This window comes from Listeria costaricensis (assembly GCF_900183385.1).
Taxonomy (GTDB): Bacteria; Bacillota; Bacilli; order Lactobacillales; family Listeriaceae; genus Listeria; species Listeria costaricensis.
Genome location: NZ_FXUT01000029.1, coordinates 1 through 12,687, shown reverse-complemented (window position 1 = coordinate 12,687; position 12,687 = coordinate 1). Strand labels below are relative to the sequence as shown.

The 12,687-nt window shown below is 31.4% G+C and carries 15 protein-coding genes and 1 pseudogene; 15 read left to right on the top strand and 1 reads right to left on the bottom strand.

The genetic code is table 11. From position 1 onward, the window contains the following. Positions 1-277: 277 nt before the first annotated feature. From CS921_RS15605 to CS921_RS14820, 10 genes are all read left to right on the top strand, one after another. Positions 278-433 (top strand): hypothetical protein, encoded by a 156-nt coding sequence (locus tag CS921_RS15605; RefSeq protein WP_162921797.1) that lies wholly within the window; start codon positions 278-280, stop codon positions 431-433. Then, positions 406-903 (top strand): ATP-binding cassette domain-containing protein, encoded by a 498-nt coding sequence (locus CS921_RS14860; protein ID WP_099225267.1) that lies wholly within the window; start codon positions 406-408, stop codon positions 901-903. The genes CS921_RS15605 and CS921_RS14860 overlap by 28 nt, the downstream gene beginning before the upstream one ends. Positions 904-1,136: 233 nt before the next feature. Next, complete coding sequence (locus CS921_RS14855; RefSeq protein ID WP_099225265.1) at positions 1,137-1,421, top strand: DUF3130 family protein; 285 nt, start codon at positions 1,137-1,139, stop codon at positions 1,419-1,421. A gap of 1 nt (position 1,422) precedes the next feature. Further along, positions 1,423-1,794: a hypothetical protein gene (locus tag CS921_RS14850; RefSeq protein WP_099225263.1), complete on the top strand. Its 372-nt coding sequence runs from the start codon at positions 1,423-1,425 to the stop codon at positions 1,792-1,794. Then, positions 1,791-3,266 carry a T7SS effector LXG polymorphic toxin gene (locus CS921_RS14845; protein WP_099225261.1) on the top strand — a complete coding sequence of 492 codons (1,476 nt, stop codon included), beginning with the start codon at positions 1,791-1,793 and terminating at the stop codon, positions 3,264-3,266. The genes CS921_RS14850 and CS921_RS14845 overlap by 4 nt, the downstream gene beginning before the upstream one ends. Next, positions 3,254-3,994: a hypothetical protein gene (locus tag CS921_RS14840; protein ID WP_162921796.1), complete on the top strand. Its 741-nt coding sequence runs from the start codon at positions 3,254-3,256 to the stop codon at positions 3,992-3,994. Before CS921_RS14845 ends, CS921_RS14840 begins: the two co-directional genes overlap by 13 nt. Before the next feature lie 581 nt (positions 3,995-4,575). Continuing rightward, on the top strand, positions 4,576-5,118 hold the full coding sequence (locus CS921_RS14835; protein WP_099225257.1) for a hypothetical protein: 543 nt from the start codon (positions 4,576-4,578) through the stop codon (positions 5,116-5,118). A 125-nt stretch (positions 5,119-5,243) separates the two neighbouring features. Then, the gene (locus CS921_RS14830; RefSeq protein ID WP_099225255.1) at positions 5,244-5,516 is read left to right on the top strand and encodes an RNA polymerase sigma factor; all 273 of its coding nucleotides are present in this window, start codon (positions 5,244-5,246) and stop codon (positions 5,514-5,516) included. Further along, positions 5,488-5,748, top strand: coding sequence for a helix-turn-helix domain-containing protein (locus tag CS921_RS14825; RefSeq protein WP_162921795.1), 261 nt, complete (start codon positions 5,488-5,490; stop codon positions 5,746-5,748). The genes CS921_RS14830 and CS921_RS14825 overlap by 29 nt, the downstream gene beginning before the upstream one ends. Before the next feature lie 110 nt (positions 5,749-5,858). Continuing rightward, complete coding sequence (locus CS921_RS14820; RefSeq protein WP_099225253.1) at positions 5,859-10,049, top strand: NACHT domain-containing protein; 4,191 nt, start codon at positions 5,859-5,861, stop codon at positions 10,047-10,049. 537 nt (positions 10,050-10,586) lie between these two features. Here the strand turns inward: CS921_RS14820 and CS921_RS15915 are convergent. Continuing rightward, complete coding sequence (locus CS921_RS15915; RefSeq protein WP_476738465.1) at positions 10,587-10,889, bottom strand: GNAT family N-acetyltransferase; 303 nt, start codon at positions 10,887-10,889, stop codon at positions 10,587-10,589. Between the two features lie 308 nt (positions 10,890-11,197). Here CS921_RS15915 and CS921_RS14810 point away from each other — a divergent pair, with 308 nt between their 5' ends. The 5 genes and pseudogenes from CS921_RS14810 to CS921_RS14795 form a co-directional block, all read left to right on the top strand. Next, the gene (locus CS921_RS14810) at positions 11,198-11,407 is read left to right on the top strand and encodes a hypothetical protein (RefSeq protein WP_099225249.1); all 210 of its coding nucleotides are present in this window, start codon (positions 11,198-11,200) and stop codon (positions 11,405-11,407) included. Between the two features lie 44 nt (positions 11,408-11,451). Beyond that, positions 11,452-11,577, top strand: a pseudogene (locus CS921_RS15910) (colicin E5-related ribonuclease); the annotation flags it as partial. Positions 11,578-11,582: 5 nt separating this feature from the next. After that, positions 11,583-12,035, top strand: a complete 453-nt coding sequence (locus CS921_RS14805; protein ID WP_099225247.1) for a hypothetical protein — start codon at positions 11,583-11,585, stop codon at positions 12,033-12,035. Positions 12,036-12,082: 47 nt separating this feature from the next. Continuing rightward, positions 12,083-12,262 (top strand): hypothetical protein, encoded by a 180-nt coding sequence (locus tag CS921_RS14800; protein WP_099225245.1) that lies wholly within the window; start codon positions 12,083-12,085, stop codon positions 12,260-12,262. A gap of 211 nt (positions 12,263-12,473) precedes the next feature. Further along, positions 12,474-12,687: DUF1871 domain-containing protein (locus CS921_RS14795; protein WP_099225243.1), on the top strand; the 214-nt coding region annotated here is incomplete at its 3' end.

Genomic DNA, 12,687 nt, shown 5'->3' with positions numbered 1-12,687 from the left:
CTTCATTGCATAATTATTGCATTTTCTTAGATTTTTTATAACTGTTTAACTTAGTTTATATTCACTCAAATCCGCATAAACACTGTGATATCGCTTTATATCCCGAACTCTAAGTATCGAATAGCCACAGTAACTTTAAATCTGCAAATGATGCCGATTATACCAGCTATACTATTCTCGACTATTCTATATTGTATTGAAATAATTGCTATTGGTTGTACAATGGTGATTTTACTCAAAAAAAACATTCCGCGATTCATGAAAGGCGGCGAATAAGATGAAATTATTGGTTAATGACTTACAATATTCAATTGCAGAAAGGGAATTATTTTCGGAGTTGTCTTTTGAAGCTAGAGATGGAGAGTTTATTGTGATTCGGGGGCAAGCGGGAGCGGGAAAAGTACATTGCTTAATATCATTGCAGGACTTGTGAAGCCTCAAAAAGGTGAAATTATAGTTAGTAGTCAGAAAGAGGTCGTCAATATATACAGTAGAAAATATAGGAATGAGTATCTTAACTATATGTTTCAGAATTATGCACTGCTTGAGAATGAAACTGTAGAGGATAATCTGAAAGTTCCTTTAATGGACACTAAAGTGGGTGCTGATGAAAAACAACTGAAAATTAGTAAAGCCCTTTCTGATGTTAATTTAGGTAGCGTAAATAAATATAAGGTAGCATCACTTAGCGGGGGAGAACAGCAACGGGTAGCTTTGGCAAGAATATTACTAAAATCTGGAAATTTAATTTTGGCTGATGAGCCAACTGGAAATTTAGATAGAGATAATGCGTTGATAATTATTGATGCTTTACAACGCTTGCAAGAGAACGGAAAAATAATTATTGTTGTGACCCATGATCCAACTTTTGTTGATTATGCAACTAGATTAATTGAGCTTTGATATACATTGCTGATTAGTGATAGAAAAAGTGTATTTTTGGAACCCCAAAATACACTTTTTCAGATTTTTTAGTCAATAAACTAAAATGATGTTCATTTTCTTACATTTCTAAAAAATATCGTAAATAAAATTGATAAAATACTATAAATGCTATATAATTAATCATTATTGTGCAAGCGTTCACATGCCGGTATAATACAAGATTAATGTCAGCTTAGAGAGGGGATTCTACGATGGGGAAAGTAAAAGTAAGTCAGTCCAAAATGAATAGCTATGCGACAACGTTTGGTGATTGTGCAGAAGGGCTTGACTATTATCCGCTCAAAGATGGGAATATGCCTTATTCGCAAAGTAACTCAATTAATGCTTTACGAGAGAATATCTTACAGTTGGTAATCAGCGTTGAGAACTTTGGAAATGCCGCACAACAAGATGCGATTCGTATTAAGCAAATGGGTGAGGCGTTTGCTGAAAAAGACAAAGACCTTAGCGGCCACATACAATTGGAGGTCAAATGAGATGGATGCAGCAAACCAGAAAAGAGAATTTGAACTGGAAGCAACGCGAAGAGAGCGGAATAAAAAGGAAGATGAGCTATGGGAAGTGGCCAAAGCAAGCCACAACATAGAAAACTCGGAAGATGATCTATTTGCTTTCGAGCGAAAAAAGATGAGTGTGCTTGAAGAGCTATCAGATGTATATCAAGGAAATCAGAGCCGCAATGTCATTGGCTTTGCGGAAGACGCTGGAATTGATGATTCCAAATTACTAAAACAACAATTTGAAATGGTGAAAGATGAGATTGTAGAAAAACAAGGACAACTAAAAAGAGAGCTGCTTAAGATAGAAGATAAAGAAAAGCAGCTGAAAAAGGAGCTGCTAGGGAATTGAGTAGGATTGACATCGCAGAAGTAAATGACTTTTTATCACGTTTAAAAAATGCCAATGAAACTGCAAGAAAGCAATTAAGCCAATTAACGAAAGTAATTCATGATTATGAAAGTGATGGAGATTTACAGGGGAAAGCCATTGATGCATCGAAAAATTATTATGTAGGGGCTTACCTGCCATTAATTCAGTCCATCTATGAAGCGATGGATATGTCAGAGGAAAAAATCCAACAATATTTGATTGACTTTGCTAATCAAGTTGATTCTTCGTATAATTGTAAAATTGATGCAGAAGGACTTTATGAAGTTGATCAAAAAATAAAAAAATTGAAGCGCGAATATGAACGCATTCAGGAAGAATTAAGCATAGGTACGGCAATGGCACGGCAAGGAGAACTTCATACTATTCAGCTCCGAATGTTTGATGCTTATGAAAAAGAAAATTTACTTGAAAAGTATATTCAATTTGAGCAAGGGCACGGAAATTTCTTCGATGGTATTGGTGAGTTAGTATATCATATCCAACGTTCTGTTGATGAAATTCAAAATAATGTAGCTTTTAATGTTCAGACAGGCACATATAATTTTGATAAAGTGCATGTCAATGTCTTTAAAGATTTGCAGAAAACGATGCGAAATATGGCGGCTAAGGAAGTTCAAAAAGAACTGGCTGCCATTGCTGATATGGATAAAGAAGGTAATATAACCGGTGTGAAATGGACTGAACTCGCTAATCTATTGCGCCGCCCAGATCAATTGACAAAAGAACAAATAGAAGCCATTAAAATGTTATGGGCAGCCAGAGGCTCGATTGCTAATCAAAGAGAACAAGATTTATTTAACTTGTTTTCACCTATTATTTCCCCGCTTTTAGGATTTGAATATAATGGGAGTGGTGATTACTACTATACAAATGAGCATTCTATTCAGAGTTATGGTGGATTTATGGACTTTTATGATGAAGCTGGCGTTCTGCTTGGGATGGATTTAGCAACTGATGTGATTACATTTATTTCTGGTGGTAAAGAATACCGAGTTCAACTTTGGAAAGGGAGTTATGGATTTGGGAATGCTTATGGTGGAGAGCTAGGCATCTATTACCGAGATGCGGAAGATGCAAAAACTAATCCATACCATGAAGGGAAAGATGATTCTAAGTTTATTTGGTATGAATGTGCAGATGAGCCCTATCAGTGGAAGTCTGTTTCAAAGATATTTGATAAAGATACAAATACGATGTTGTTAAGAAATGACACAAGAGCACGTGCAGAAAATGGTGATCATTTTTGGAATTTAGCAATTAAAACAGACCCAACAAGTGGATATAATAAAAACAATATATATATGGTAGAAGAAGTTGAAATTCCGGATCTGACAGTCCGTGATGATTTTGTGGCAGCACTAGAAAAAGAAAGTTCGGTCACTAACATTAGTATTGAAGGAAATGTGGTGACTTTTTCATGGGGAAATTAAAAAACATAATTGCAGTGCTTATTATTAGTATAAGCTCAATTACAATAGGAGGTTGTGGTATGGGACCACTTAGTTCATTTGATAATGAGAAGGAAGCACAAAAATATTTACTAGAACAATTAAGCTTTAAATATGGGGAAGAATTTGAGATTGTGAAACAAAGCGAAGATGATTATGAAGAATATCCGACAAAAAACGCATATAGCACCCGATTAATATCAAAAGACAATCCAGATTATCAATTTAGTGCTTGGACAGTGAGTAGTGGCGAAATGAAAGATAACTATGCGGCATCATTTTTTGCTTCTCAAGCTGAACATATTGCAGAGAGTATTTGTGAAAATAAAGATTATCTCATTGATTATAAGGTTCAATTAAACGCACCTGTAACTGACAAAAAATGGAGTAGGGACAGTGATTTTGAAAAATATATAAGTGAAAGTGGAGCGTATAATCGAATAGATAGTACAATGCAGGCAGGGATGACGAATGAACAATACGCAAATCAGATCTATGATTTGTTAGATAGCTTGTATGAAACGAACACTGGCTTTGAGCTTCGAGTAGATAATAAAGTAGAAGATACGAATGAGTTGATTTTTATGTATAATTATGATCCTAATGATGAGCAGCTCATTAAACCTGATAAAGAAAGAATTATAGAAATGATTGAAAGCGAACTCAGAACCAATAATCTATTAAATGATGGAAGTCAGCAACAACAATGAAATAGACTCATGATTGATTTTTTTGAAAAACTGGTATAATTTATAAATAAGATGGCTCCTAAAGAAAAGGGGGCTAAAACTCTTGATAGCCTGACATGAGAATGCCAGGCTATTTATATGTTAATGATTAAAAGAAGTGTAGGAAATTCTGCACTTCTTTCTTTGTCGAAAGACTTTACTGTATTGTATATGATGGAATTGTTTTTTGTTTAAAGATGATCACGAGAAAAAATCGTTCAAAAATTATCCAAAAGAATTGCTTAGATGTTTAAGAGTCAGCCTATATTATATTAGTGAGGCTGATTTTTAATATATACCCTAATTGTAAATGAAAGTACTTTATAAGTAGCAAGTATCCTGTTTCTTTATGTTTATTATTTGTATTTGTGATAAAATTAGACTTGTAGAAACTACATTACATAAAGAAGGTGGTTAGCCATGAATAATATCGGTTTATTTATAAAATCAATACGGGAAAAAATCGATATAGTCAACCTGAATTCGGGAAAAAAGTATTAGGTAAATCAGAACGCCATGTTATTAGAATTGAAAGTGGAAAGGCAGAGGTTACGCTTAGTCAGTTGTTTCAAATTATTCAATATTTTGATTTAGATTTTATATCAGTATTTAAAGAATTGAGTGATACGAATACTGATAGCAGCGTTCTTGAAATACAAAATATTTATAACTTGGCAAAAGATCCCACATGTAATTCAGAACAATTGTTAGATAAAATTGATCTATTATTACAAGATGATACTATCAATTATTTTCATCAAGTAAGACTGCTCTCTGTTCAAAGTTTACTGAATTTCAGGGAAACAAATAATTATGATTATCTCAATTACTTTATTGATCATTTAGATACAAATAGCATTGATGACATTGAGTTATTGCATCTATCTTTATGCTGTATGGATAGTGATCAAATAATAACCTACTTAAAGAGTATAAAGAAGCAAACTTTTCAAAAGCACGCAGAAAAAATGCCGCGTATATTGATAAACGCATTAGGAATTTTAGTATATAGACAATATCATGAAAAAGATATAATTGAAAAGCTCTATATAAAAACAAAAGAAACAATCATTAGGGAAAGATGGTGTTACAAGTTTTATTATTAGTCATTTTATTCTGCCCTAAACTTTTATTCACAACATCTCTCTCTTTCTAAATTATACCAATACAGTGAATTAAAAGACGTAGAAAGTTTGAAACATCATTAACTTATTTATCAGAACAGGAACATATGCAGTTAATTGATGAACCTTCATTGTTGAATACCTACTTTCCGGTAAATATTGGTGGGTTGGAAGTCATTGTTTTAGACGAAAATATCGCTAAATCTATTGAGCAGCTTTCAGAAGACTATCGAAAAATTATTCTACTTTCATATTTTTTTGATATGAATGATAGAGAAATTGCTGAACAATTAAATATGGTTCAACGAACTGTTAATAGATGGCGAAAAAAAGCACTTCAAGAATTAAAAAATGTCATGGAGGACAATACTAATAAATGATAAAAATAAAAAACACTATCCACTCGTTCCTTACCCAACAATTGTATTAGCAACTATGGGAGATATTGAAGCTATACGAAAAGTGCTTGACCATTATTCGGGATATATTATGGCGCTCTCAACCAGAAAGCTAATTGATCAATACGGAAACACATTTTATGCTGTTGATGAGGATTTGAGAAAGAGAATTGAATGTAAACTTGTAGAGAAGATTTTACTATTTAAAATATAAATAAGAATAGAACTTAGGCGCTGGTAGAAACAGCGCCTTTAATAATGTGAAAATTGGTGGATTGTTTATGATATAATTTAGTGGTGAGAAATAGAGAAAGGAAGTTTTTGATGGGATTAATTACCTTTGCAGCTGAGACTTTATTTGGAATTGTAATAGATGAATATGTTAAAAATCAAAAAGAAAAAAATGAGATTAAGCGAATCATTCAAGGAATAACTGATTTTGATAGAAACTTTGATGATAGTTCAATTGATATAGGGACATTTCAAGATTTTATTCAGGATCCCGAAACAGTTAGGAGAATTTTTTTCTATTTTTTTGATATAAATTATCAAAACATAAGTAGAGATCAATTAATAAATGATTTAACTATCCAAGCCGTCAAAAAGATAAAAATTGAAAATGAAAAGTATAGAAGACCGCTTTTCAGAAATCCTGAGGTTGTGAAGGAATACCTTGAAGCCTTGTTTGAGAAAATTGATAATGAAAGAGAAGCTAGATTTTCACTAGAAGCACTGGCGCTTTCAACTAAGTTAGTGCAAATATTTAGCGAACGCTTTGACAAATTAGAGCAGCAAATGAATGGTCAGGAGTTTACAATAACTGATGAATTTATTAGAAATAATTTAGATACAGCGATAAATACACTAGGAGAACGTTATTCAAAAGATTTAAATATTATAACTGAAAACAGTTTACCTTTTGAATCTTTATTTATTACTGAGAATTACAAGGTTATATTGAAGGAAAAATATCAACTTTTAAAAAGTAAATGTCTGGAAAGCTGTACAGGTATCTCTAATAAAGAAATAAATGATATAATTACTGAATTTAAACAAAACATAGATAGTAATCTAAATGAACTTAACATATTGTTTGGAGAGTTAGCAAAAAAAGAAGAAATAAATAAGCTTATTACGAACATTGAAAATAGCATTCCTCCATTTCAATATAGAGAGGAATGGAGCCAAGATGATAGTGATAAATACAATCGGTATTTTCATAGAATTCATTCGGCAATCAATGAGATTAAAGCCTTCATAAATAATTCGGCCTATGAGTTAGTCCATTCACCATATCTTTTGGTTAAAGGGGAGGCTGGAATTGGTAAATCACATTTATTGGCTGATATGGCAAGCAAAAAAGTATCAGAAAATTATGATGTACTTTTACTTTTAGGACAACATTTTTATAATTCAATTAATCCTTGGGCACAAATAATAGAAGGATTATCTATTGATATATCTCTAGAAAAATTTTTGGCTGCATTAGAGAAACGTGCAAATGAAAAACAAAAAAGAGTTTGCATAATTATTGACGCATTGAATGAAGGTGAAGGAAAAAAACTTTGGCATAATCATATTCAAAGATTTTTTGATAAGCTAAAAGAATATCCTAATATTGCATTTGTTTTTTCTGTGCGTACTAACTATCTATTAGAAATTTTGCCGGAGAACTTTATTGAATTAAATAATATTACTGAAAAAGAGCATTTTGGATTTATGGAGCAAGAAGAACAGGCAGTTAAGGAATTTTGTAAGTTTTATAATTTAGAAGAGCCACTTTTTCCTATGATGAGTGCTGAGTATAATAATCCACTGTTTTTGAAAATGACTTGTCAATTGTTAAATAAAGAGAACACCAAAGAATTCTCTGTTTATGGAAAAAGTATAGGTGCTATATTTTCTTCTTTTATTCATAATATTAATGCAGAGCTGTCTAAAAATAATAGGGCTAACTATGATGGGGAAATAAACGTAGTGCAACAAGTTCTTGAGGGAATTCTGATGGTAATACATGAAAGTGAGTTTAGTGAGATTTCTTATACAGAAGCATATCAAGTAGCAACTGAAATAGCTTCAAGAAATTTTGTAGGATCACCACAACTCTTTTTACAAGAACTTATTAAAGAAGGGTTGTTTATAAAAACTAAAAGATACAGTGGTGAACAAGTAATAGAGTTCAGTTATGAAAAATTATTTGATTACTACCTAGCTGAGTTTCTATATCAAAGATTTTTTGTGAATCTTGATACAAAAGACGATATTGCTTCTCATGAGGAATTGAATAAATACTTCGCTGATGAGAATAGACTTAGCTATCATTCTGGAGTGTGTAATGCCTTATCAATACTTCTTCCAGAGAAAAAAGGAATCGAATTGTTTGAGTATCTAGAAAAGTATAAAGAAGATTATGTTATCACTAGTGCCTTTTTAGAGAGCTTGGTATGGCGGATACCTGCAAGTATTACCGATAATACAATTAATTACATTAAAAATGTAATTACTAAGTACCAAACAACAATTCAGGAGTTTTATAAAAAACAATTACAATTAAGTTGCTATCCTGATCACCCTATAAATTCAAAATGGTTATATGAATTTTTAGTGGAACTTGATTTAAATAAACGTGATATAATCTGGACGGCAATGGTTTTTAGCGAATATGACGAATCATTATCGAAGTACATTAAATGGGTACAGGAAAAAGGGCATGAATTACCAGAAGAAATTTCAATGCTTGTAGTTTTACAACTTAGTTGGTTTCTTACTCTTAATAGCAGATATGTTAGAGATAGAGCAACAAAAGCAATAATAAATTTATTAATTAAATACCCTAATAATTTAATGTGTTTCTATAATCATATGATGGTTGTAGATGACCCGTATGTTCTTGAGCGTGTATATGCGATACTATTTGGAGTAGTTGTGAAAATTAGAATAGATGACTCATTGGAGGAATTGGCTACTAAGATCTATAATACTATTTTTAATGTTGAAAATGTGTACCCACACATTTTGTTGCGTGAGTATGCCCGACTAACAGTAGAGTATATTGCTTTAAAGCTTAATAATGTAGCTCAGAATATTGATAACTTAAAAATATCCCCACCATATAATTCTGAGTGGTACGAATATGTAGTTTCAAACGAGGACATAGATGCCTTAAGTGACTACTATGAACAGAAAGGAAGAAATGCTGATCGGGCATTTCACGCTATAAAATCTTCAATGACTACAGAAAATGGAAGAGGAACGGGTATGTATGGTGATTTTGGGCGATATATATTTGGTAGCGCAGTAAGAAAATGGAACAATCAATTTAAAGATCAGGATTTAAGTAATATTTTGATAAAAAGAATACTGGAATTAGGCTATAACCCAGAAACGCATGGTGAATATGAACCGCGTGGCTATTATGATAGACATGAAAATAAAATAGAAAGAATCGGGAAAAAGTATCAGTGGATAGCTTTCCATGAATTATTGGCAAAATTAATTGATAACTTTCCAACATATAAAGAAAAAAAAGTATATGATGAGGAATATAAAAGTTATTTAGAATCCCTTGCATTCAATAGAATGAAATTCATTTTGGAAGAAATTGATGAAATCAGTGACACGTCATATCCCGATGTTTTGGATGAATCAGAGCACATATTATCAATCCAAAGAGTTTACCATGAAAATTATAGTAGCAGTTGGGATGGATTTATAAGAGATATTGATCCAACTTTATCTTGTATTAATTTACAAGAACAGAATAATACATTTTTTGAATTTGCTTATCCGGCAATGCCGAGTATTGAGTGGGCCCAAGATAATACTCTATTTGATGACACTTCAGATTTCCTTGAAGTGGTGTTTGAGGAAGAAGAATATTTTTGTTTATATTCTAATGTAAAAAAAGCGGAGATTGGCAAAGAATACAAAGAGCAAACATCATTTACACTACTTGCTGGGGCATTTTTCTCACCATCAAAAAAAAGAGAAGAACTGCTTAGAAATAGAAAGGATTTTAACGGAAATGGAGTTCCAAATCCAGAAATAAATGGTATTTTTCTACACGAACTTTATTGGAGTAAATCGTTTGAGGAATGGAAAACAAGTTATGGATTGGATAATGAAAGTGGAAAGATTATTGCATCATATAATTATTTGTGGGAAGCAACACATGATTATTCTTGTGAAAATGAAGTCTCTTCATTAAAAATTCCATGTGATGATTTAGTGAAATACTATAATCTTGCGTCTATTGAAGATGGTATATGGAAAAATGGAGAAGGCGAAATAATTAGTTTTGATGCTTCAATTATCGGTTACGATAATTGCTTATTGTTTAGAAAAAAAGAAGTAATGGAGTATATGGAGAAATATAATCTTAATTTATATTGGGGAGTTTATGCAGAGAAGATTTCACATAGATGCTGGAATGAAAAGTGGTATATAATTGATTACGAAGAGGGCAACTATGAAAGATATAATTCTAAAGAAGAAAATGGTTTTTATGAAAAGTAGATTCATATTTAGTTATGTATGGATACTAATAAAAACAGTTTCCTCATGTTAAAATGTGGAAACTGTTTTCTGAGATTATGAATATTTTTAGTCTAGAATTTTGATAGGGCTTCATTGCATAATTATTGCATTTTCTTAGATTTTTTATAACTGTTTAACTTAGTTTATATTCACTCAAACCCGCATAAACAGTTGAATATTGCTTTATATCCCGAACACTAAGTATTGAGTGGGAATAACAGGCCAACACAAATTGACGTGAGAAAGCCTATTTTACAGCGTTTCTGGGGATATAAAATGAACAAAAAATAGTAAAAAGGGATTCATTCCCTGCCAAAAACCCTGCGAAGAATTTTCTTCGCAGGGTTTGTTTTTTGAAAGGCATTTATGAATGAATTTCGTTCCATGCCCTATATAAGCAATTTGCTAGAGCAGTTTATATAGGCAAAGGAGTGATTCAAATGAGCAAGATTGTAACTGTTCGTGTAAATGAACTATTTAGGAAAAAATATATCAGCAAAAGAACGAATCATCTGTTTAGCAGCGTGAAAGTGATTTCTCAACATTATATATACAAAGAAATCTAGTAGTATCTGGATATTTAGAAGGAAGTTTTATGGAATTAAAGCCCAATTTTTTGTAAAAAGTTACTGCTTCTAAGTCTGTTTCAGCAATAATTAGCTCTATATCAGGATATAAATTAATTATTTGTCGAATCATAAGAGTTGCGATCTTCCTCTTTTGAAACGAGGGTAATACAGAAATATGTAGTATCTCACAAAAATTTTTGGAAATCTTTACCCCTATTAGTCCATTATTTTCAGTAGTAGTAAAGAGGATAGAATTACTTTTATTATAAAGTTTAACTGCTTTTATTAGGTGAATGGTTGTTAATGAAAGTAATGGTATTAAAATAAGCAGGAAATATTTGGTATCAATTTTTTTAGCATAAACAATCTCCTTTTTATTATAAAGAACATATATAATGGAGAATGGTATATCAAAATAAACTAATAAATTAAAGATTATAACTATTTATAAAATTAATGTCTAAGAACGAATTTATATCGAATAGAAACTATACAAACAAACCACGGTATGAAATAATACTAAAAATCATGGTGAAAAAATGAGTGGGGTTCAGTACTATGAAGGCTTCGGCACATGTACAGGATGGCGTGGAATGGGCAGAAGATTTTGCATTAGGTCTGAGTACAAAAGCAATAAGAGATACAAATATTAAGTTAGCTAAAGAAATTGTATTTGGTAGTAATGCAAAGTCCTTAAAAAAATTGAAAAAAAGAGGATGGACTGAAGAAACGGTAAAAGAAACTGTTGGAAATACCTATAAAGTATAAATAAAGCTACTGGGAATCCATCATCTGTTTAGTATAATAAAGAAGGTTCATATGTCATTATTGATGATGTGACCAAAGAAGTTGTACAAGTGAGTGATCGTTTTGACTTAAACTGGGCTCCAGATTTAAACATAGTCGATCCATATATTCCTAAGAAAAACAAGAGGTGATATTCATGTCAGAGAGACTAGAAGAAATTATAAACAAGATTGAAAGTATGTCAAATAACTATAGAACTGAGAATTCTGTTTATATATCTAAAGAAAATGTACGGGAAATTATTGTTATAACACAACAAAAGCAAGAAGTATTGGACTTGTTAATCGTTCCATTTTTGATTGATGAGGCTACGGGACTAAAATATGAATTACATTATTATGAAATAGAATGCGAGAAGACTGAATTGGGAGATACTAGAATTATTGAATATAATGCGAAAAATGCTTTAGCTGAGGAAATAAAGTGCAATATAAAGCCTAAAACTATTATTAACCAAAAAGATTATACTAGCTTTGTTACATTTTTAAATCACTATTTTGACAGTATGGAAAGCATGACTTTTACTGATGATAAAACTGCTAGTAAGATGCTACGAAATAAGAGTAATTTATATTATGAGGTTTACTAGTAAATTTATTTTCACTTTTATACAGTACTAAAATAAGAGGTGCTGAAATGGTAATCCTAGATAAAAATGAAATTGAAAAATTATTACAAGATTACTTTGTTGAAATTAAACATACAAATGGCACTTTGGTAGAGCTTTTAAAAAACTGTGCTAAGAAAGAAGGTTATGCAATTTCTGAAAAAGAAATTTTCTTTGAGGGTGATTTAGATGAATCTGATCAAGCCTAGCATGCTTTGAAGGATCACTCGTTAGTTTTATTAGATGTTTCAGCGCAAACATCAAGCGATGAGGAAGATAGTGAAGCATGTTTGGGTTTTGATGAATTGTACTTGTATTAAAAAAGAAGTTGAAAGAACAATTGAGCATGATATTAGTAGAAAAAGGAATTGTTTTTTTGTTAAATAAAGTAAGAGAAACATTGCTCGATGAGGAATGAAGATGAAAAGTAATGTTGTCAAAAAAGTAGTAAATGAATGGAATCCGATAAATTTATTTCCACTAGTACCAGAAAATGAGTATGAGGTTGAAATTGCTAGTATAGGTAAATTTATGGAAGAATCATCCAATATGACAGTAGCAAAATTGAGCAAAAGAATTAGAGAAACTTTTGTAGAAGCATTTGGAATTGACGTATATACGCAAACTAATGAAG